General features: G+C 62.6%; 17 protein-coding genes. 5 read left to right on the top strand and 12 right to left on the bottom strand.

The features are described from left to right. The first annotated feature begins 1 nt into the window (after nucleotide 1). The gene (locus M2103_RS03965; RefSeq protein ID WP_277508884.1) at nucleotides 2-1399 is read left to right on the top strand and encodes an acetylxylan esterase; all 1398 of its coding nucleotides are present in this window, start codon (nucleotides 2-4) and stop codon (nucleotides 1397-1399) included. Nucleotides 1400-1456: 57 nt separating this feature from the next. Here the strand turns inward: M2103_RS03965 and ccsA are convergent, their stop codons facing one another. The 4 genes from ccsA to nrfH are packed head-to-tail and all read right to left on the bottom strand — an operon-like array spanning nucleotide 1457 to nucleotide 5783. Further along, a complete protein-coding gene (gene ccsA, locus M2103_RS03960) occupies nucleotides 1457-2275 on the bottom strand; it encodes a cytochrome c biogenesis protein CcsA (protein ID WP_277508882.1) in 819 nt (272 codons plus the stop codon). Continuing rightward, nucleotides 2272-3570, bottom strand: a complete 1299-nt coding sequence (locus M2103_RS03955) for a cytochrome c biogenesis protein ResB (protein WP_277508880.1) — start codon at nucleotides 3568-3570, stop codon at nucleotides 2272-2274. The genes ccsA and M2103_RS03955 overlap by 4 nt, the downstream gene beginning before the upstream one ends. 43 nt (nucleotides 3571-3613) lie before the next feature. Then, the gene (gene nrfA, locus M2103_RS03950; RefSeq protein ID WP_277508878.1) at nucleotides 3614-5122 is read right to left on the bottom strand and encodes an ammonia-forming cytochrome c nitrite reductase; all 1509 of its coding nucleotides are present in this window, start codon (nucleotides 5120-5122) and stop codon (nucleotides 3614-3616) included. A gap of 4 nt (nucleotides 5123-5126) precedes the next feature. Then, nucleotides 5127-5783, bottom strand: coding sequence for a cytochrome c nitrite reductase small subunit (gene nrfH, locus M2103_RS03945; RefSeq protein WP_277508876.1), 657 nt, complete (start codon nucleotides 5781-5783; stop codon nucleotides 5127-5129). A gap of 222 nt (nucleotides 5784-6005) precedes the next feature. Between nrfH and M2103_RS03940 the strand changes: the two genes are divergently transcribed. Together M2103_RS03940 and M2103_RS03935 are read left to right on the top strand one after the other, a co-directional pair. Further along, entirely contained in the window at nucleotides 6006-7781 is a 1776-nt protein-coding gene (locus M2103_RS03940; protein ID WP_277508875.1) for a proline--tRNA ligase, read from the top strand. Nucleotides 7782-7932: 151 nt separating this feature from the next. Then, nucleotides 7933-8868, top strand: a complete 936-nt coding sequence (locus M2103_RS03935; protein ID WP_277508874.1) for a DMT family transporter — start codon at nucleotides 7933-7935, stop codon at nucleotides 8866-8868. Nucleotides 8869-8987: 119 nt separating this feature from the next. Here the strand turns inward: M2103_RS03935 and M2103_RS03930 are convergent, their stop codons facing one another. From M2103_RS03930 to M2103_RS03910, 5 genes are all read right to left on the bottom strand, one after another. After that, on the bottom strand, nucleotides 8988-9794 hold the full coding sequence (locus M2103_RS03930; RefSeq protein ID WP_277508873.1) for a Cof-type HAD-IIB family hydrolase: 807 nt from the start codon (nucleotides 9792-9794) through the stop codon (nucleotides 8988-8990). Nucleotides 9795-9891: 97 nt separating this feature from the next. Continuing rightward, the gene (locus M2103_RS03925; RefSeq protein WP_277508872.1) at nucleotides 9892-11868 is read right to left on the bottom strand and encodes a metallophosphoesterase; all 1977 of its coding nucleotides are present in this window, start codon (nucleotides 11866-11868) and stop codon (nucleotides 9892-9894) included. 61 nt (nucleotides 11869-11929) lie between these two features. Continuing rightward, the gene (locus M2103_RS03920) at nucleotides 11930-12802 is read right to left on the bottom strand and encodes a hypothetical protein (protein ID WP_277508871.1); all 873 of its coding nucleotides are present in this window, start codon (nucleotides 12800-12802) and stop codon (nucleotides 11930-11932) included. A 196-nt stretch (nucleotides 12803-12998) separates the two neighbouring features. After that, a complete protein-coding gene (gene rlmJ, locus M2103_RS03915) occupies nucleotides 12999-13859 on the bottom strand; it encodes a 23S rRNA (adenine(2030)-N(6))-methyltransferase RlmJ (protein WP_277508870.1) in 861 nt (286 codons plus the stop codon). 57 nt (nucleotides 13860-13916) lie between these two features. Next, complete coding sequence (locus M2103_RS03910; RefSeq protein WP_277508868.1) at nucleotides 13917-14417, bottom strand: YhcH/YjgK/YiaL family protein; 501 nt, start codon at nucleotides 14415-14417, stop codon at nucleotides 13917-13919. Between the two features lie 131 nt (nucleotides 14418-14548). On the opposite strand from M2103_RS03910, the gene M2103_RS03905 reads away from it, so the two are divergent. Further along, nucleotides 14549-15073: a hypothetical protein gene (locus tag M2103_RS03905; RefSeq protein WP_277508867.1), complete on the top strand. Its 525-nt coding sequence runs from the start codon at nucleotides 14549-14551 to the stop codon at nucleotides 15071-15073. 18 nt (nucleotides 15074-15091) lie between these two features. Here the strand turns inward: M2103_RS03905 and M2103_RS03900 are convergent, their stop codons facing one another. After that, entirely contained in the window at nucleotides 15092-16081 is a 990-nt protein-coding gene (locus tag M2103_RS03900; protein ID WP_345783539.1) for a tRNA-dihydrouridine synthase family protein, read from the bottom strand. Nucleotides 16082-16318: 237 nt separating this feature from the next. On the opposite strand from M2103_RS03900, the gene M2103_RS03895 reads away from it, so the two are divergent. Beyond that, nucleotides 16319-17752 (top strand): nitronate monooxygenase, encoded by a 1434-nt coding sequence (locus M2103_RS03895; protein ID WP_277508864.1) that lies wholly within the window; start codon nucleotides 16319-16321, stop codon nucleotides 17750-17752. A gap of 115 nt (nucleotides 17753-17867) precedes the next feature. On the opposite strand, the gene M2103_RS03890 is transcribed toward M2103_RS03895, so the two are convergent. Both M2103_RS03890 and M2103_RS03885 read right to left on the bottom strand, forming a co-directional pair. Next, complete coding sequence (locus M2103_RS03890; RefSeq protein WP_277508863.1) at nucleotides 17868-19262, bottom strand: hypothetical protein; 1395 nt, start codon at nucleotides 19260-19262, stop codon at nucleotides 17868-17870. A 104-nt stretch (nucleotides 19263-19366) separates the two neighbouring features. Beyond that, nucleotides 19367-19966, bottom strand: coding sequence for a hypothetical protein (locus M2103_RS03885; RefSeq protein WP_277508862.1), 600 nt, complete (start codon nucleotides 19964-19966; stop codon nucleotides 19367-19369). Nucleotides 19967-20257 lie beyond the last annotated feature (291 nt).

The following is a 20257-nucleotide window of genomic DNA, read 5'->3' as shown; positions in this document are numbered from 1 at the left end:
TATGCTTACTAAAAATAGGTTTACCCGTTTTATTGGTTCTTGCGCGGCGCTGGCGGTTTTGTCGGGCGCGATGGCGCTGGCCGCGCCGGACACGAACGAGATCGCGCCGGTGCCCGCCGTGGCGCAGAAGCGCGTGGCGAGCGTGCAGATTATCGTTTCGCCCGATCATCAGGATTGGTCTTACAAGGTCGGCGAGAAGGTGAAATTCACCGTGAGGGTGATGGCTGACAACGAGCTGCTGGAGGGCGTGCGCGTCGCTTATCGCGTGGCTCCCGACATGATGCCCGCCGAGGAGGTGAAGGCGGTCGTGTCCGCGAACGGCCTCGTGATCGACGGCGGCACGATGAAGACGCCGGGTTTCCTGCGTTGCGTGGTGACGGCAAACGTGGGCGGGAAAAACTACCGCGGTTTGGCGACGGCGGGATTTGAGCCGGAAAAAATCAAGCCGACCCAGACCGAGCCGAAGGACTTCGACGCGTTTTGGAACGAGGGCAAGGCCGAGCTCGCAAAGATTCCGCTCGATGCGAAGCGCACGCTGCTGCCGGAATACTGCACCTCGACGGTGAATGTTTATCATGTGAGTTTTCGCACGGTGGGCTCGGCGGGCGGGCGTTACCAGAGCCGCTTCTACGGGATTCTTTGCGAGCCGAAGGCGCCGGGCAAATATCCCGCGATTTTGCGCGTGCCGGGCGCGGGCGTGCGCCCCTACGTGCCGGTGAACACAAGCCTCGCCGAGCGCGGCGCGATCACGCTCAACGTGGGCATCCACGGCTTTCCCGTGAACCTGATTCCGGAAGCCTATGACCAGATGCGCAGCAGCACGCTGCGCGGTTATCATCTGTATAACTTGGACGACAAGAACGCGTATTATTACCGCCGCGTTTACCTGAGCTGCGTGCGCGCGAACGACTACCTGACATCGCTGCCCAACTGGAACGGCAAGGACCTCGTCGTGACGGGCGGTTCGCAAGGCGGACAACTCACGATCGTGACGTCGGGGCTCGATCTGCGCGTGACGGGCTGCGCCGCGCAATTCCCCGCGTATTGCGACGTGACCGGTTACCTGCACGGACGCGCCGGCGGCTGGCCGCACATGTTCAGGCCGGACTCGAAAACGGGCAAAAACTTCCACGCCGAAAACCCGCTCAAGATCGAGACGACGAGTTATTACGACGCGGTGAATTTCGCCAAGCGCATCAAGGCGCCGGGGCATTATTATTGGGGCTACAACGACGAGACCTGCCCGCCCACGTCGATGCACGCGGCCTACAACCAAATCAAGGCGCCGAAGGTGCTCGACCTGGCGTTGATCGCGGGCCACCCGATCATCCCCGAGGCAACCGACGCGGTGAACGCATGGATTGTTGATTTTCTGAAACTGCCGGCGGCAAATCTTTAATAATTGATATCGAGCGAAGCACGCGGGGTCGTCGTTTGCGGCGTCCCCGCGTTTTTTTTATCGAGTGTAAGTATGCACGCTTTGCGCGGCGGAGGGGAGGTAGTTGACGCCGAACCAGCAGATGAGCAACAGCACGAATGACAGTGCGAGCACCCAAAGCGCGGGGCGCACCGCCTCCGGATGACGATAACGGATGTGCATGTAGGCGAGGTAACCGAGCCAGGTGAGCAGCGCCCAAGTTTCCTTCGGGTCCCAAGTCCAGTAGTGACCCCACGCCTCCTTTGCCCAGAGCGCGCCGAAGAGGAGGCCGAGCGTGAGGAATCCGAAACCGAGATAAACAAGCCGGCTCGCGAGCGCGACGCCGGTGTCGCGGGCGGGCGTTCGATAGGCCAGCCACAATCCGCGCACGGCAACTGCCGAGGAGGCGGCGAAGATCGCGTAGGCAAAAATATAAACGAGCACGTGCGGCACGAACCAGATGCTTTGGAGCGCGGGCATGAGCGCCTTGTTGTGGGTTTCCGGACGCAGCAGGTTGATGACGACAAAGAGCGCGCCCATGCCGAGCGAATACGCGAGCAGCCAGCGCTGGCGAAACGCGGCGTGCGCGCACGCGCCGATGAGCGGCGTGAAGATCGCATACCAGAGGCGCGTCTCGCCGAGCGTGCGCATCGGCGGGCGTTCGAGCGCGTGCCAGAGCGCGCCGGCGAAGGCGAGGAGCGCGCACGCGCCGAGCGCGGCGAGCGCGGATTGGAGCGGCGCGCGGTTGCGCGTGGCGGGGATGAGTTGCAGCGCAATCGCGAGCGCCCAGCACGCGAGCGCGGCGCCCGCGAAAAGCGGAAACTGGAGCCAGTGCGAGGCGGAAAGCGCGGCGTTCATGCGTTTGCCTTTCTCATGCGCGCCATCGTGAAAACCGCGCCCGCCATCATCATGAAGACGCCGGTGTAAACGGCGGGCAGCCACGGGTCGCGGACAAGCTCGACGATGCTGATTTGCGACCAGCGTCCGCGGCGCTCGTCGTAGCTGAGCTGGTAGATTTTCCAGCCGCGCAACGAGAGCGGTTTGTTGACCTCGATGGTCGCGGAAAAGCGCTCCTGCGCGTCGGTGAAAACCTCGACGCGCGAGGCGTAGCGTTTCGCCTCGGGCTCGGGCATGGCGAGCGCGAGACCTTCGCCGAGTTCGAGAATCGCGGGCGGATTGGCGAAATTGCCGCAACTGATCCAGCCGCCCACAATGTTTTCAGGTAGGGCGCTTTCGCCGAAAGCGCCGGTCGCGTCGTTTGGCGGACGGCTCGGCGAGCCGTCCCTACCCGCATTGCGCTTTGCGGAGACGCGCGCGGCGGGCACGGTGCCGGTTTCGCCGGGCATGGTGTGGTAGGCGTCGGAAAAATATGAGGACTCGGAAAGGTTTTGCTCAATCGTGACGTTCCAGTCGCCGAGCGTGAACGTGGCGCCGGGCGCGGGGATTTCCAGGGGTGATGCGAGTTTGTTTGTGGCGGTGTCGAGCAGGGCGATTTTTGCGGGAAAAACGTCCATCTCGAATTGTTTCAGTTCAAACGCGAAGGGCATTTCGACGACGTGCGCGTGGTCGCCGTGCGAGGAATCGAGCGCGCGCCATTCGGGGTGGCCTGGCGCGAGTTGCATGCGCAGGCGAGCGAGGTCGCCCGAGCCGAGCAGCCCCGCGGCGAGCGCGATCCAGAGGCCGAGGTGGTTGAGCAGGAAGCCGATGTTTCCGGCGCGGAAGGGATAAACGCGGCCAAGCGCGGCGAGCCCGAGGTTGGTGAGGAAATACAGCATCGTCAGCGCGAACGGCCAGCTATGCAGAATGTCGCCGAAAAGTCCCGCGCCCGACGACTGGCGTATTGAGCCCATGAACACGGCTTGCGCGAGGACGAGCGCGATGGCGCTGATGGCGACGGGCACGGAACGGAGGAATCGGACGGGCGCGGTTTTTCCGGCGAAGACGTGCGCGGCGATCAGCAGAATCACAAACGCGGCGAGGATAATGATGTTGGCGGGCCACGCGGGCTCGGGAATGGCGCGCGCGCCGCTGACGAGTTGCACGGAGACTCCCGCGATGTAAACGCCGAGCGCGGCGGCGAAGGCGCTGGCGTATGCGGGGGCGCACTTGGCGTGCGCCCTCGCGGGCGAAAGATTGTCGGCGTGCGCATCCATGACGCGGGTGTGAGCGAGGGCGCACGCGAGGCGCGCCCCTGTATCAGAATCTTTTGTTTTGCGCCGAGGGCGCCTCGTCGAGCGTGCCCTTTGACCGCGCGTTTTCGAGCCACTGGGGGACGACGGTTTTTATGAACTCCGCCTTGGCGGCGCGCTCTTTTGCGATGTCGATGCCGAGGTATTTTTGCGCGGATTCCTTTGTCGAAATATCGGGCAGGGCGACGGGCGCGTTTTTGCCGTGCGCGGCGAGCACGCGGGCGAGTTGCAGGCGCGCGCTCGCGGCGCGGCCGAGTCCGGCGTCGAGGATGCGCGCGCATTCGAGCGGGGCGTGGAAGCCGGCGCCGTGCGAGGCGGCGACATAATCCCAGCGCCATTGCGCCTGGCGGATGAGCTGGAGGATGGGCGCCATTTCGGATTCGCTCGCGCCGGCGTCCCACGCGGCCCTGGCCTCGAAGTGCGCGTGGACGAGCTCGGTTTCGATGCGCTCCATCATGCCGAGGATGGCGCGCTGGCGGTCGGTCACGTTTTTGACGAGCTCGTCGGCGTTTTGCCGGTGGCAGACCTGGCACGATTTGCTGGTGTCGGCGAGCGGGCTTTGCACGTGGTGGCTGGAGAATTTTTGCGAGCCGTCGGCGGTGTAGGGCATGTGGCAGTCGGCGCACGAAACGCCGCGCTGCCCGTGGATGCCCATGCGCCAGAGTTCGTAGTCGGGATGCTGCGCCTTGAGGATGGGCGTTTTGCTGATGGTGTTCACGTAGTCGGTGAACCCGATGCCGTCGTAATATTTCTCGGCGTCCTCGATGGAGAATCCGTGTTTCCACGGCAGCGTGACGACCTGGCCGCCGGGCACGGTTTTCTTGTCGAAATAATACTCGACGTGGCACTGCGCGCAGACGAGCGAGCGCATTTCCTGGTGAGAGGCGGTGGTGATGTCGCGGCCCGTGGCGGCCTTGTAGGCGGCGACGAGGTGCGGGCGCGTGATGGTGAGCTGCATGGTTTTCGGCTCGTGGCAATCGGCGCAACCGATGTGGTTGGTGATTTCGCCGCCGAGGTCGGACCATTGTTTTTTATAAAACTCGTCCACGCCCATCGCGCTCATGAGGCGGGGCACGTCGGGCGACTTGCACACCCAGCAACTGGCGGGTTGCGGGCCCTCGCCGGCTTTCATCGGCGCGCCGGTGCGGAGCGTGGCGCGGACATCCTCGACCGCGTAGGCGTGGCCGCGCGGGTGGTTGTAATCCTTCGAAAACGCGTAGCCGGCCCAGAGGATGACCTGGCGCGGATTTTCCCGGAGCGCGTCGAGGCCGTGCGCGCCGACGAGCGGGGGCGTGAAGCTCATGTCCCGCGTGTCGCGCAGCGTTTCGTATTGGCGCGGGTAGGCGGCGGCCCATTGGGAGTTGCGCGACTCGTAGCCGGAGGTCGGGCGCGGGGCGACGGTGGCGTTGACATGACGCGCCTCGGCGCGCCGCTCCATGATGGACGAGGCGAGCAGGCCGAGCGCAAACGTGGCGGCGAGGGCGATGAGAAAGACGATGGGAGTCTTGGATTTCATGGCGTTATTTTTTGGAAGTGTCCTTTTGAGAAATGTTTTCCGGGTGCGTTTGCGCCTTCAACCACGCGGGCATGAGGTCGGCGGCGCCGGTCGTGTCGGGATACGGGACGAGGGCGTTGGGCGCGGAGGAAATGCTGCGGCGCGTGCCGTGCGGGACGTCGCGATGGCAGTCCCAGCAAAGGTGGCCCTCGCCGTGCTCCTTGCCGACGAGGGTGATCGTCGAGGGCTGCACGATTTCGTTGAGCTGGCCGTGGCAGCGCACGCAGTTGGCCTGGACGACGTTGGCGCCGGCCTCCTTGATTCGCATGGCCTGCGGCTCGCCTCGCAGGGTGAAAACGCTCGCGTGGTAAAGCCCGTCCTGCGCCTTGAATGCGTATTTCGCGACGAAGTTCTGATGCGGCACATGGCAGTCGTTGCACGTGGCGACGCGCGCGTGCGAACTGTGCGCGTGGCTGGCGTAATACGAGCCCATGATGTGGCAGTTCACGCACGCCCCCGGATCGTCGGACATGTAGGAAAGCGCGTTGGATTTCACGGTGACGAACAGGCCCAGTCCGCAAAACACCCCGAGAATCGCGGCGATGCACGGCGGGATTTTGACGCGCGCCAGCAAGCGTCGGATCTTGGAGTCAACGGGGTTTTGTCGCGGCTCGGGGCTCATCACATTTTCGGGGGTATGAAAGTGAACGACGCCGCGCACGCAATGCCCAAGAGCGTTTTTGCGGTAAAAAAACAAAATTTGAGCAATTGGGCCGGCGCCCGGCGATGAGTTCGCGGCGGTGAGGCGCCTCCGCAAAATTTTTGGTGGCGCGCCGTCCCTGAAATTTCACTTTGCCACTTGTCTCATGGCGCGGGCGCTGTTTCCCTGTGCGGCTTAATTTTTATGAAATACTGGTCCAAGTTCTTCATCCCGACACTCAAGGAAAGCCCCGCCGACGCTGAAATCCCCTCGCACAAACTGCTCGTGCGCGCGGGCATCGTGCGCAAATTGGGCGGCGGCCTTTACACCTACATGCCGTTCGGGCTGCGGGCCATTCACAAGATCACGCAAATCTGCCGCGAGGAAATCGACCGCGGCGGCGGCATCGAGCTTTGGATGCCCCATGTGCATCCCGCCGAGAGCTGGACGAACGGCCCGCGCTGGGCGGCGGCGCGCGAAATCATGTTCCGCGCCGACAGCGCGAGCGCGACACAGGGCGCGGCCAAGGAGCCGGAGTTCGTGCTCGGACCCACGCACGAGGAAATCATCACGCCGATCGTCAAGGCCGAGATCACAAGCTATCGCGACCTGCCGAAAAACTTTTATCAAATCGCCACGAAATTTCGCAACGAGATCCGTCCCCGCTACGGGCTCATGCGCGCGCGCGAGTTCATCATGATGGACGCGTATTCGTTTGATGCGAACGACGAGAGCGCGACCAGGAGCTACCTGGCAATGAAGGCCGCCTACGAGGCGTTTTTCCGCAGGCTCGGCGTGCAGGCGATTGCCGTCGAGGCCGACACGGGCGTGATGGGCGGCAGTTTTTCGCACGAGTTCATGGTGCCCGCCGAGGTGGGCGACGACGACATCATTTACTGCGAGGAAAGCGGCTATGCTGCCAATCGCGAAAAAGCCACCAGCGCCATTGTGCCGAAGGACCTGGCCGGGGCCGCGCCTGCCGGAACGGTTGAGGAATTCGCGACGCCGGGCGTGACGACCATCGCGCAGCTCGAGGCCGCGCCTTACAACGTGGCCGCCGACAAACAATTCAAGACACTCGTTTACATCGGCGACGGAAAGCCGTTCATCGTGATTTTGCGCGGCAATGACGAGCTTGAGGAGGCGAAGCTCGGCTCGCTCGGTTTTGCGTTGTGCCGCCCCGCCACGCCCGAGGAAATCGAGCCGGTGCTCGGCGCGAAACCCGGCAGTCTTGGCGCGGTCAAGGGCACGATCAAAGATCCCGGCGCGCTCGCGGGTATTTTTGCCGACCGGGCGATCCAGCTCGTCGGCAACGGAACCACGGGGGCGAACAAGGACGGTTTCCATTTGCGCAATGTCAACGTGGCGCGCGATCTCGCGATCACGAAGTTTGGCGATTTCCGCCGCGTGCGTCCGGGCGAGCCTTGTCCGGTTTCGGGCAAGCCGCTGAAGGTGCGCCGGGGCATCGAGGTCGGCCACATTTTCAAGCTCGGCACGAAGTATTCGGAAAAATACGGCGCGGTTTACACCGACGACCAAAAGCAGCAGCACCTTATGGTGATGGGCAGCTACGGCATCGGCATCAGCCGCACGATGCAGGCGATCATCGAACAGGGGCACGATGCCGACGGCATCATCTGGCCGTGGCCGGTGGCGCCGTTCCAAGTGCTCGTTTGCCTGCTTGATCCGCAAGCCGCCGATGCCGCCGAAATGGCGCGCAAGGTTGCGGAGGCCGCCGAGCAAGCGGGCGCGGATGTGCTCGTCGACGACCGCGCCGAGCGCCCGGGCGTGAAGTTCAAGGACGCCGATTTGATCGGCGTGCCGTTGCGCATAACGATCGGTGGAAAAGGCCTCAAGGAGGGCGTGATCGAAATGAAGTGGCGTCACGAAAAAGACGTTGCGAAGATTCCGGTCGCGGAAGCGCTTGAGCGTGTCTCGGCGGCGGTGAAGGCGGCAAACGACGCCGCGCCCAAGGCCTGATTCGCGACAATTCTTTTTGTTCGTTCAGATCGGAGACGCTTCTGACTGAACGAACATAATTCATGGAATGGCAACTTGAGGATGCCGCCGTTTGTCTTTTCCTCGGCATTATTGTGTTCAACTCGAAATCATCAGAAAGTTTGGCGCCGGCATGAAAGGACGGGCATGGATCACGGACAAGCGCGTGGTTTGCAGCTTGTCGTTGCTGGCGTGCCTGCTTTGGGGCAGCGCGTATCCGGCGATCAAAACCGGTTATTCGTTGTTCTCGATCGGGCCGGATGACACCGCTGGAAAATTTCTTTTCGCGGGCTACCGCTTTTTCGCGGCGGGTTTGTTTTTGATTGGATTTTGCGCGGCGACGGGGCGGAAGGCATTCGACATCGGCGCGGGTTTGTTCGGGCGGCTCGCCTTGCTCGGGGTGGGGATGACGACGTTGCAGTATATCTTTTTTTATATCGGGCTTTCCCACACGACGGGCGTGAAAGGCGCGATCATGAACGGCACGACGACGTTTTTCAGCGTGATCGCCGCGCATTTTGTCTTCAAGGCCGAGCGGTTGACCGCGCGCGTGGTGGCCGGGTGCGTGATTGGGTTTCTTGGTGTGATTTTTGTCAATTTCAGCCGCGATTTGCTCGATCTGCATTTCACGTTCACGGGCGAGGGCTTTCTGGTGATCGCCGCGCTGGTGCTGGCGGTGTCGAGCATCTACGGAAAGGTCATTTCGCAAGGGATGGACAGCGTGGTGATGACCGCGTGGCAGCTGAGCATCGGCGGCGTGTTGCTCATTGTGCTCGGTTACGCGATGGGCGGCTCGCTGGCGGGCTTCACGCCGGCATCGACGGCGTTGCTTTGTTACATGGCGCTGCTTTCGTCGGCCGCGTTTGCGATCATGGCGACATTGCTGAAGCATAATCCGGTGAGCCTGTTTTCGATTTTCCAGTTCACTGTGCCAATTTTCGGCGCGGCGCTTTCAGCCATGTTTTTGGGCGAGAAACTACTGGAATGGAAAAACCTCGTGGCGCTGGTTTGCGTGTGCGCGGGGATTTTTCTGGTGACGTATGTGAAGGAGCCAAAAAAGAAATCCTGACACACGCCGCAATCGCGCCCGGTTCTGAAAAGTGTAACCTTTTCGGCTACACTTTTGGCGCGGATTTTTTGGACGTGTTCAATGGGCGGCGGGCGACGCGACGCGGCTTCGATTTGGTGTCACGAAAAATCGACTGCCCTCTCCACGCTGCGGGCGAAGGCGGTTTCGGGCGGGCCGTCGGGGGCGGTGATGGTGGCGGCGGCGCGTGCGGCGGGCCACCGGCTCGGCATGGCCACGGAAAAGCCCGCCCATTGGAAAAGGGGGATGTCGTTTTCGGCGTCGCCGAAGGCGATTGTTTCGTCGGCGCTGATGCCGAGGTGGGCGGCAAGCCTCGCCACGCCCGTTCCCTTGGTGACGCCGCTGGGGAGGAATTCGTAAAGGTAGGTGTGCGTGCGCACGTGGGTGGCGTCGAGCGTGGCGAGTTCGGGCATGGTTTCGATGCCGGTCATGCTGTTTTCGTCGCCCGTCCACATGACTTTCAGGAGTGGTTTTTCGAGGGCTTGGGCGTCGGTGATTTCAGTGATTTTGCCGCCGTCGAGCCCGGCGTAGGCCTCGATTTTTTCCGGGGCGTCGAGCCGGTAGATTCCATCGTCGGCATACACGGCGATGGCGTAACCAAGGGAGCGTCCGAGAGTGATGGCTTGTTGCGCGACGGACGCGGGGATGAAGACTTTTTCGAGCACTTCGCGACGGGAGATGTCGGAGACTTCGCAGCCTTGCGACGAGACCATCCAGCGGAGGCCTGAGAGCTGGGCGACGAAGGGGAGCATCGATGCGTGATGGCGTCCGGAGGCGAGCGCGATTTCGATGCCGGCGTCCTGCATGCGGGCGATGGCGTTGCGATTGGCTTCGCTGATGATGAGCGAGGGGTTGTGGATGAGCGTCCCGTCGATGTCGATTGCTGCGAGGCGAAATTTTCTTGGCATTGCGCGTCAATTGATGCCGCAAAGTGGGAGGGCAGGACAATGTTTTAAATACTGTCGGGCCTGAAAATGGCGGCGCCGGCGGTCCGGCATTAATCTGTCACGGCTGGTCGCGCTCCGTTTGGCGGCGGGCGAAGTTGACGGTGCCGGAGAGGTCGCCTTCGCTGGTGGAGAGCATCCAGAGGAGGGCTTTTTCGTGGACAACGCCTTCGCGGATGAGCCCGCGATTGGAGAACTGGCGCACTTCCCATTCCATGCGGTCGGGATAAACGCGGCACACGCGGTAGGCGTTGGGCCACTCGGCGAAGGCGGGGTTTTGAATGGTGGCGATGCCGTGGTAGTTGGAAACAGTGTTGTGGTGCAGGTGGCCGTTCAGGGTGGCGACGACGTTGGGCGCGGCGTCGAGGACAGGCATGATCTTTTTGTCCATCGCCGGGCCGTCGCCGAGGTTGTAGCCGGTGGTGTCGGAGACGCCGCGTTTGAGATAAAACTGATAGTGGGAGACGACGATGGTGGGAGTGGCGGTGTCCTTGGCGAGGGTGTTGCGAAGCCAATCGGTGATGTTTGCGCGATAAGTGATCCGGTCGTCTTTATTGCCCCGGTAGGATTGAATGGCGCCGCCTTTGCCGAGCCAGTTGGAGCCGTTGAGGACGATGAAACGCACGGGAGAACGGGTGAAGTCGTAGTCGGTGTTTTCGGCGCCCTTGGGAAAGAGCTCGGGGATGGTGGCGGCTATGGACTTGCGGGCGTCAACGAGAGTGTCGTGGTTGCCGAGGCAGCCGTAAACGGGGAGCCCTGCGCGACGGACGGCGCCGGCGAGCGCCTCATACTGGCTGGGTCTGCCGCCGTCGGTCATGTCGCCTCCGATGATGGCGAAAGAGGCTTTTTCCTGCTTGAGCTGGCGGAGCGCGGTTTCGAGCGCGCTGGCGGCGCGGGTGTTGAGTTTGGTGTTCATCCACACGGGGCGTCCGTAGCCGAGGTGGGTGTCGGAGAAAAAGCCGAAGGCGTAGAGCGGTTTTTCGGCGGATTTGGCGGTGAGTTCGAGACGGGTGAGCGTGCCGCCGGGGCGGATGTGCGGACCGGCCACGGTGATATAGTGGCGACCCTTGGGGAGGTGGACGGGCGCGAGGGTGACGGCGGGGGACGGGCGCTGTCCGGTGATGTTGGGAAGCGCGCCGGGGCGATCCTCGGTGCGGACATCCCGCCACGGGGCGTCGGCTTTCACGGCGGGGGCGGCGATGACGGTGTTGTTGGCGAGAACCGTTGCGCGGAGACCGGGGCGCAGGTCGGCGTCGGGCTCAAGCTGGAGAGTGCCGGCGAGGGTGATGTCGTCCTTGGCCTCGATGGCGAAAACGAGGATGCCCTCGGCGGGAATGGCCACGGCGGTATCCTTGGGGAGTGTGGTTTGGGCGAGGGCGGTGTCGGGGACGAGCGCGGCGTTGCGCGCATCGAGCGTGATGGCGTCGCCGGGTTTGATTGCGGTGACGCGGCGGCTGGCGGCCTTGCGCATGGCGGTCTCGACTTCCGGCCAGGCTTGGGCGGGCGAGGCGGTGCTGGAACCGGAGGTGAGCCTGACGTCGTCAATCCAGCATGTGCCATGTGTGCGGATGATGAGGCGCACGTCGCGCTCACCACGGTCGAGATCGCCGGGGTAGATTTTCCCCCTGAGTTTGCTCCATTGGCCGTTTTTGATTGTGCCGATGGCGCTGACGGCGGTGTAGCGGCCGGATTTGCCGGGGTCGGCGGCGGAGATGTAGGCGGAAATCTTGGAGCCGTGCTCGCCATAAACCCAGAGTGAGAACTCGCAGCCGTCGGGGAAGTTCATGAGGCCGTCGAGATTGAAAAAGGCGGTGCCCCAAGTCGTCTTGTCTTTCTTGGTGACGCGCAGGGAGGCGTTTCCGGAACGAGCCCGGGTGGTGTCGAGCGCGACGCTGGATTGGAAGCTTTTGATTTCGGGCGGAACGCCGTTTTCGAAATCGGCATTGACGATGATGCCGGCCTGGGCGTCGGTGGAAAAAATGAAAGCCAGAAGGGCGAGGGCCGGAAGAATGCGGAAGGCGAGGAGCGATTTTTTCATGGATGTTATGGGCGGGATTAAAGTTGGGTTTGGCATCGTTTGCAAAAAGCAGGCGCGCGGTTCAGACACCGGGGATTCGCCAGAGGCCGCCGTTGCCGTTGCAAAATAAAAACAGGGTGTTGCCGTAAAAATCGAGCCCCTCCGGCTCGAGCGGGCAGCTGTCGTTGATGTCTATTATTTTTTCGGTCTTTTTGGTTTTCAGGTTGATGATGTGGATCTCCCTGCTCTTGTGCTCGTCCGATCCTTCGGCGGCGGCGCGATTGCCGAACGCATGGTAGAGGTAGCCGTTGCGGATGCATGTGTCCTGGACGTAAATATTCGGGAAGGGGACTGTGAACTGGTCGAGAATGTCGGATTTTTTGAAGACGATCTTCTTTTTGCCGAGCGGGGGCAGCGGCCACTTGGTGAACAGGCCGTATAGCTTTGAGTCTTTCCTGAACGAGGCGATCGAGTAGATGACTTTGTTTTCGCGATCAACCATCCAGTTGTTGCTGCGTTCCTCGGTGCCGCCGGTTTTGATTTCCAATGTTTGGATGATGCGCGAGCCGCGCGGCGTGACGCTTTCGACGAAGCAGCGCCGGTTGCCCTCGCCGAAGCACTCGGAAACATAGAGCGCCGGAAAATAGGCGCCCTTCGGTTGCTCAATGCCGAAACTGGCGCTGTTGGCGTGGGTGGTTTCGGCCGCGCACGCGAGGTCGAACTCAATGAGTTTCTTTTTTGTTTTCAAGTTGTAGATTCGGCAGCGGCCGCCGTTGTTGAACAAGAGTGCGACCTCGTCATAGATGGCCATGCCCTGCGCGGCCTGGTTCTCGTATCTGCCCGGGAAATCGTATGTGAGGGCGGCGGTCTGGACGGTTTTGGTTTGCGCGGGGAGGTCGGCGCACAGGCAGATGAGAAGAATCGAAAGGAGACTGCGGATGCGGTGGAGGCTCATGGAAAACGTGGCAGGGTGTTTTGATATTTTGCAGGGCGGGGAAGGGCGGCCGGCGGGACTCGAAAACTACGCCCCAAGTGATGTCGCAAGAAAGGGCGTCAGGACAATGTTAAATCTTTTTCGGAAGCGCGTTTTGTGGGTGCGCTCACGCCGTGTCCCTGCGTTGCGGTTTCGGCGCGTTTTGAAACGGGAGAAACTACTCGCGCACGATCCAGTCGAGAGTGGCTTTGCCGCCGGGGGATTGGGCGAGGGTTTGAGAAAGCGTGTCGAGCATGGGCGCGAGTGTTCGGTCGATTTGCCACGGCGGGTTTATGACTGCCATGCCGCAACCGCGCATTTTTAATGACGACGTTTCGCCGACGATTGTGAGCTCGGCGGCAAAGGTCGGCGGCGGGCCGAGCATGGCGAGCCGGTTCAAAAAATCGTCCGCGCGGGCGCGCTCGGTGAGCGGATACCAAACGGCGAAGGTCGCCGCGGGCATGCGGCGCAGGCCTTCGCGAAGGGCGCGGGTGATTGCCTCGTATTCGTCCTGCGCTTCAAAAGGAGGGTCGATCAGGACGAGCGCGCGTTTTTCGGGCGGGGGAAGCATGGCGCGGATGGCCGTGTAGCCGTCGATTTCGTGCACGGAGACGCGGGGCTCCCTTTGAAATTTGCCGCGCAGGGATGCGAACTCGTCGGGATGTTTTTCGCAGAGCGCCATGCGATCCTGCGGACGCATCAGGGCGCGAACGAGCGAGGGCGAGCCGGGATAAAAACGAAGGGCGCCCGGTTCGAGATTTCCACAGCGGCGGTCGAATGCGCGGACGAGTTGGATGTATTCGCGAAGCGGATCGGTTTCCTGTGTGGCGTCGCCGGACGGGTTGTTTTGCGCGTCGGTTTTTTCGCCGAGCAGGCGTCCGATGCCGTCGGGGTGTTCGGGTTTGCGTTCGAGGGTGTCGCCGTGGTCGGCGGCGGCGAGGTCATACGCGCCGCGCCCGGCGTGCGTGTCGAGGTAGAGGAATCCCTTTTCCTTTCGCTGCATGCCGCGCACGAGCTGCACGAGCACGGCGTGCTTCATGACATCGGCAAAATTGCCCGCGTGGTAATGATGCCTGTAATTCAATTTCGATGCGGTTCAGGCGACCGGAATTTTGACCACGATTTTGCGGATGAGCGCGGGTTCCTTGACGGCGATGCAGGGCATGTGGCCGTCGACCGGATCGAGCACGGCGACTTCACCGGCGCGCAGGCGGACGGGCGAGGCTTCGTCATACATTTCGTAAATGATGGCGTCCTGCGCGGGAGTGCGGTCTTCCTTTACCTTGAGGTTGGCGACGTCGGTGACCTCGACAATTTCCTCCCCGGAAATGATCGCCTGCACATCGACATAGGCGAGGTGTGATTCGAAGAAACCGGTCTCGCGCGGCGCCTTGCTCAGGTAGACTTGGGGGAGCGCGAAGGCACCGTTGCCGAGTTCCACGCGGTCGCTGTCGCCGGCGGCGAGACTGTGGATGAGTTTATGCGCGTCGGTGCCGGGCTTGAGGCAGTCGTCGATGTAGTCGAACGCGGTCTTGTAGTTTTCGTTTCGGCCTGTGGTTTGGGCGCGGACGGTTTTTAGGGAGCCAAAAATTGCCATGCCCGAAGTTTCGTGTTTCGGCGGGTTGTTGGGCAATGTTATTTATGCGGTGGACGCGGGGAGCCAGTGGAACGGGACGCGTTTTTTCGTTCTCCCCATCCGCGCGGAATTCGCGCAAGATGGGCGCCATCATGAAAGTCTCACACAAGCGCATATTGATCGGGGCGGGCGTCGGGTTGCTGTTGATTGTCGGCGGGCTTGTGTTCAGGGGCCTGCTCGATGCGGACAAACGTCTCGACAGCGCGTGGACGGGCTTCATCGCGAGCATCGAATCGCTCGACGCGGGCTCGACCGCGGACTGCCTGGCCGACGATTATTCCGACTCGTGGGGATACACGCAGCAAACGCTGTCGGTGGATTTGCGGCGCATGATGGCTTCGTTTGAAAAACTCGAACTCGCGCTGCACGATGTCTCGGTCACGCGCACCGGGCGGGATGCGGAGGTTTCGGTGCGGGTGAAAATGACCGCGAGCGGCCACGGTTACGTGAGCGACGCCGCGCGGCAGGTTAATGGATTAACCGAGCCGTTTGTGCTTCGCTTGAAGCAGGGCGATTCGTTTCCGTGGTCGTGGCACATCGTGCGAATCGAGCAGGCGGAGTTCGATGCGAAACGCTACGGCGCAAGACGGCAAAGGTCGTTTTCGTGGCCGTTTTAAACATCCCGTTTCAACCGCTCACTCGCAATTCGGGCGGGCGATGATGCCGGGGTGGGGTTCGTCGGAAAAGACGCGCGTCGGCTCGGCGAGGAGGTGGCGGTCGCAAACACCGAAGAGCTCGGCGGCGGTCATGGCGCGGCGCATGTCGCGCAGGAACGCGCCTTCGGGATCGACGGACGGGCCGATGAAATTGAGGAATTTTTTCATGCGCCCAATATGCGCGGCTTCGGGAATGGGCGCGTCGGTCGTGGCGTCGCGTTGCGCGGCTTCGCAGAGGCGCTGGATGTAGTCGCGCACGTCGGCGAACGTGACCGGCGCGACGGGTTTGCCCGCGAAGCGTTCGCGGCATTGACGAAATATCCACGGGTTGCGGATGGCGTGGCGGCCGATCATCACGCCGGCGGCGCGGGTTTCGCCGAGCACGGAGACGGCTTTTGCGGCGGAGGTGATGTTGCCGTTGGCGAGCACGGGGCAGCGCACGCGGGCGACGGCGCGCGCGATTTCGTCGTAGTGCACATCGCCGCGGTAGAGTTCGCGCACGGTGCGCCCGTGCACGCTGAGCAGGTCCACGCGGTGCTCGTTGATCAGGTCGAGGATTTGCTCGTAGTGGCGGGTGTCCTCGAAGCCGATGCGCATTTTCACCGTGAGCAGGCCGGGAATTTGCGCGCGGAGGGCGGCGAGAATTTCGGCGATTTTGGCCGGTTCGCGCAACAGCCCGCCGCCGACGTTTTTCTTGTAAACCTTGGGCGCGGGGCAGCCGAGGTTGAGGTCGATGCCGGCGACTCGGTGGCGCAGGAGCTCGGCGACGGCGCGCGTGAGGTGATGGATGTTTTCGCCGATGAGCTGGGCGAACACGGGGCGACCGGTGGTGTTTTCGTCGATGGAGCGCAGGATGTGTTTTTCGAGGCGCGATTGCGCGTGGACGCGGAAGAACTCGGTGACGAAGTAGTCGGGCGCGCCGTAGCGCGCGATGACGCGCATGAAGGCGAGGCCGGTGACGTCCTGCATCGGCGCGAGCGCCGTGAGCGGCTGGCCGGCGTCGGCGGGATTTGTTTTCAGCGATGTGATGGCGGATGTCACGCGGCCTGTTACTGGGTTTCTATTGTTCAAAGTCCAAAACAAAAATTTCAAAACCCATATTTCCAGCCGATTCGCGCGGGAACGGCGGCGGGCGGGATTTTTTTATTTTGCATTTAGTTCTTTCTTAATGGAGGCGTCGCGCCCAGCGTGCACCCATCTCCATTCATGCAACTCCCCAAAATCATCCAAGGCGGTATGGGTATCGCCATTTCCAACTGGCGGCTCGCCCGCGCTGTCGCCGGGATGGGACACCTCGGCGTCGTCTCCGGCACGGCCATCGACACGGTCCACGCCCGCATCCTTCAGGATGGCGACGAGGGCGGGCTTCTTCGCAATGTTTACAAAACCTTTCCGTTTCCCGACGTGGTGCAGCGCGTTCTTGAGCGTTGGTTTTCGCCGGGGGGCCGGGCGGAGGGCGCGCCGTATAAAAATATCCCTCTCGCCGGCGACAAGCCCAACAGGGCGCTCTTCGACCTCACGATCCTGTCCAGTTACGCCGAGGTCGCGCTGGCCCGCGCCGGCAACATCAAGGCCCGCATCGGCATCAATCTCCTCGACAAGGTGCGCATGCCGCAACTGCCCTCGCTCTACGGGGCGATGCTGGCGGGTGTCGATTACGTGCTCATGGGCGCGGGCATTCCGCGCCATGTGCCCGGCGTGCTCGACAGGTTTGCAGACGGCTTGCCCGCCTCGGTGAAGTATGAGGTCGCGGGCGAGGCCGACTCGGAGCTCGCGTTTGATCCCGCCTGCGTCGCGGACGGTTTCGCGCGCAAACTCGCGCGCCCGAAATTTCTTGCGATCATCAGCTCGGCGACGCTCGCGCTTTCGCTCGCAAAAAAATCCAGCGGCAAGGTGGACGGTTTTGTCGTGGAGACCTCCATCGCGGGCGGACACAACGCGCCGCCGCGCGGCCTGCTGCAACTCGACGCGTCCGGCCAGCCCGTTTACGGGCCGCGCGACGAACCCGAGTTGGGCAAAATCGCCGCCCTCGGCCTTCCGTTCTGGATGGCGGGCGGATTCGCCACACCCGAGGGGCTCGCCTCGGCCACGGCCTCCGGGGCCGCCGGAATACAGGTCGGCACGCCTTTCGCCTTTTGCAACGAATCGGGCATGATCGCCTCGTTGAAAAACAGCATCATCACCCGTGCGCGGGAAAAACTCGCGCGCGTGTTCACCGACCCGCGCGCCTCGCCCACCGGCTTTCCCTTCAAAATCGTGGAGGCGGAGGGCACGCTTTCGGACGAGGCGCTCTACGGGCAACGCGAACGCGTGTGCGACATCGGCCTCCTGCGCACCGCCCACCGCAAGCCGGATGGCGGCATCGGTTTCCGTTGCGCCGCCGAATCCATCGCGGCGTATGTCGCAAAGGGCGGCGCGCTCGCGGAGACGTGCAAGCGCATGTGTTTGTGCAACGGATTGCTGGCCTCGGCCGGGCTGGGGCAAAACCGCGGCGGCCTTGTCGAAACGATGGTTGCGACGGCGGGCGATTCGCTGGCCGACATCGTGCGCTACATCAAGGAAGGCTCCGACAACTACAGCGCGCGCGATGTGATTGAGGCCATTCTCGGCCCGCTCGCGCCCGAGTGCGGCGCGGCGTGAGGATTGCGCACCCGGGAACGCGGGCATCCTGCCCGCAAGACGGCGCGGCGCGCCGCACAAACATCCAAACCTGCGGGCAAGATGCCCGCGCTCCCGGGAATTTCCCGCCACGTTGCTAAACGCACACGCACGGCAGCAGCGCGGCGTCTTGCATGCCGTGGATTATTTTTTTGTCGGGTGGGCAGAAGGTCGCCAGCGCGCCGCCGAGCCGGGGTTTTCCGTTGACGATAAAATAATAGGGGCAGAGGCGGAGGCGTCCGTCGGTTTCCCTCGGCTGGTGGTCGCGGTCGTAGAGGGCGTGACGGACGCGTTTTGGCTTTTTGTATTCCTGCAAAATGTGGAGGTTGCGCGGCGCGTCGGCGATGGCGATGTCGATGCCGTTCCGCCATTCCTCGCGCGAACAATCGCTGCCGAGCACGACGCTGCGCGCGCCCCAGGCGGTTTCGTGGTAGCCGGAAATTTTTATGATGAGGTCGCGTTCCTTTTGCGAGGCGGCGGCGAGCTGGCGCCAGTCGGTGAGGGCGCGGTTGGCGACGCGCGGGCCGTCGAACACGGCGCCGGGCGGAAGCGGGACGGGGTCGATGACCCAGGATTTTGGGATGAGTTGCTTGAGGAGTTTGTGCGCGCGCGAGCTGAGCGCCTCGCCCCAATAGTCGGCGAGGAGGTGATGATGGAAGAGCGCAAGGCCGAGTTTTTCCTCCTGAAAATGGCGCATGGGCGGCGTGATGGCGACCTCGCCCGCCTGCCACGATTCGATGATGTAGGGCGCGGTGCGGATGTTTTCCAGGTCGAAGAGTTCGAAGAATCGGTAGATGATGTCGATTTTTTCAGGGTCGCCCTCGATGTCGAAACAGAGCGTGTTGCCGAGTGGAAAAACATCGTCGGGATCGAGGCAGAAAACGCGCTTGCCGAGGCGCTGGAGTTGCTCGGCGAGCCAGCGCATTTCGGGACGGTAGGTGGCGGCTTCGTCGCTGACAACGAGCGCGATGAGCGGGTTGCGCTGGTCGGGGCGCAGCGCGGCGAGCGAATCGTGGAAGACGCGGAGCATGGCGTCGTTCGCGCCGGGCGCGCGGTCGGACGCGTAGAGGCGGTTGAGGAACGCGGTCAGGCCGATGCCGCCGGGGACGGAGTCGAGCTCGGTGAGCGCGAAACCGTCGTCGGTGAGGAGCAGGTCGGGGCGAAGGACGTTGGGAAACGCGCCGCGGTTTTTCGGGTCGCGGGTGTGGGCGATGACGGAGGCGGGTTTGCCGCGGTCGAGGTAATCGGCGACCCACGGGGCGACGAGGGGTTTGTTGCGGAGGAGATTTTTGCCCGCAACGGAGCGGAGGTAGAGGGTTTCGAGCGCCTGGTGAAATTCGAGGCAGGCGTCGCCGATGTCGTTGAGTTGCGCGAGTTGATCCGGCGTGAGCGGCCACGCGGACGGCGAGAGCCGCCAGGTCTTGTCTTCGAAGAGCGGCTGGGCGCGCAGCGCGTCGCGGATGGTTTCGTATGGAAGGGCGGAGGCGGACATTGGTGATGCGTGGCATTAACCAGCGCAAAAAAACGCGCGCTGGCAACAACGGCCTTTTCGCATGCGCGCGTGTTGCCTTGAGCGCCGCCTTGTTTTCCCAATTCCTACCGCGGCAGCGTCAGGTCGAAAGGGGCGGTTGTCGGCGAGTTGTCGGTGCGCAGGAGCTGTTGCGCCAGCGGATTGCCTTCGTGCTCGATGATTGTGTCCGCCCTTTCGATCAACGCGCTTTGAAACGGCAGCAGCATGTCGAGACGCCGCGCCTTGGCCCATGCCGCGCTCAGGCACAACACCACGTTGCGCGGCCAGCCCACCACGGCGTCAAATTCATCGAGAAACCGCAGTGCGGCGATATCCGGCACTTCGATGAAAACCTGTTCGAGGCGCGGATTGGCCTCCTTGGTCGCCCGAAGCGCGGCGGGCAGGCGCGCCAGTTCCGGGCAGCATTGGCATGGCAGAAAAAGCCTGCGCAAAATCAACCCCGGAAATGCGGCCGAGAGGGTTTCCGCGCGCGTGCGCCCCGCCTCGGCAAGCAGCACGGCCACCGTTCCCTCGGGTGTGTGCGAGGTCGCCACGGTCCGGCGCAAGTGTTCGAGAATATGACGGGTTTTTCCCGAGTCGCGCGGTCCGGACACAAACGTGCACAACGGGCCGGGATGCGCCGGCGGGGTGGAATGCTCCAAGGGTATGCTGGATAAGTGAGGCATGGGGTGAAGGGGGGGACTGGTGTGAATGAAAACAAAGGGCGGCCTTGTTGCCAACCCTTTTGCGCAAACACAACCAGATGGACGCGCGTCCTGCCAAAAGATTCAAATTTTTAGTGCGCACACGGATATGAAAGTAATGTGCGATATGCCCGGGCGGGCAGAAGCGCCGCGGTTTGCTGTAAAAAAATTAAAAAACTGACTTGCGCTTTTTTTCGAAATTACGCACCCATGTGAATCTTTGTGCTCCCTAGCGTCCCCCATTTTCGGATGGATGAACTCTTGGCTGCGCAA

Origin of the sequence: Ereboglobus sp. PH5-5, assembly GCF_029504805.1 — a bacterium.
In the GTDB taxonomy this organism is placed as follows: domain Bacteria; phylum Verrucomicrobiota; class Verrucomicrobiia; order Opitutales; family Opitutaceae; genus Ereboglobus.
Note: the sequence above shows the minus strand (reverse complement) of the source record. Positions and strands in the feature narration are given on the sequence as shown.

Bases quoted from the DNA above. Each gene is read 5' to 3' on its own strand.
- M2103_RS03965 (WP_277508884.1), top strand. From the start codon at position 2: ATGCTTACTAAAAATAGGTTTACCCGTTTTATTGGTTCTTGCGCGGCG.
- ccsA (WP_277508882.1), bottom strand. From the start codon at position 2,275: ATGAACGCCGCGCTTTCCGCCTCGCACTGGCTCCAGTTTCCGCTTTTC.
- M2103_RS03955 (WP_277508880.1), bottom strand. From the start codon at position 3,570: ATGGATGCGCACGCCGACAATCTTTCGCCCGCGAGGGCGCACGCCAAG.
- nrfA (WP_277508878.1), bottom strand. From the start codon at position 5,122: ATGAAATCCAAGACTCCCATCGTCTTTCTCATCGCCCTCGCCGCCACG.
- nrfH (WP_277508876.1), bottom strand. From the start codon at position 5,783: ATGAGCCCCGAGCCGCGACAAAACCCCGTTGACTCCAAGATCCGACGC.
- M2103_RS03940 (WP_277508875.1), top strand. From the start codon at position 6,006: ATGAAATACTGGTCCAAGTTCTTCATCCCGACACTCAAGGAAAGCCCC.
- M2103_RS03935 (WP_277508874.1), top strand. From the start codon at position 7,933: ATGAAAGGACGGGCATGGATCACGGACAAGCGCGTGGTTTGCAGCTTG.
- M2103_RS03930 (WP_277508873.1), bottom strand. From the start codon at position 9,794: ATGCCAAGAAAATTTCGCCTCGCAGCAATCGACATCGACGGGACGCTC.
- M2103_RS03925 (WP_277508872.1), bottom strand. From the start codon at position 11,868: ATGAAAAAATCGCTCCTCGCCTTCCGCATTCTTCCGGCCCTCGCCCTT.
- M2103_RS03920 (WP_277508871.1), bottom strand. From the start codon at position 12,802: ATGAGCCTCCACCGCATCCGCAGTCTCCTTTCGATTCTTCTCATCTGC.
- rlmJ (WP_277508870.1), bottom strand. From the start codon at position 13,859: ATGAAGCACGCCGTGCTCGTGCAGCTCGTGCGCGGCATGCAGCGAAAG.
- M2103_RS03910 (WP_277508868.1), bottom strand. From the start codon at position 14,417: ATGGCAATTTTTGGCTCCCTAAAAACCGTCCGCGCCCAAACCACAGGC.
- M2103_RS03905 (WP_277508867.1), top strand. From the start codon at position 14,549: ATGAAAGTCTCACACAAGCGCATATTGATCGGGGCGGGCGTCGGGTTG.
- M2103_RS03900 (WP_345783539.1), bottom strand. From the start codon at position 16,081: ATGCAGGACGTCACCGGCCTCGCCTTCATGCGCGTCATCGCGCGCTAC.
- M2103_RS03895 (WP_277508864.1), top strand. From the start codon at position 16,319: ATGCAACTCCCCAAAATCATCCAAGGCGGTATGGGTATCGCCATTTCC.
- M2103_RS03890 (WP_277508863.1), bottom strand. From the start codon at position 19,262: ATGTCCGCCTCCGCCCTTCCATACGAAACCATCCGCGACGCGCTGCGC.
- M2103_RS03885 (WP_277508862.1), bottom strand. From the start codon at position 19,966: ATGCCTCACTTATCCAGCATACCCTTGGAGCATTCCACCCCGCCGGCG.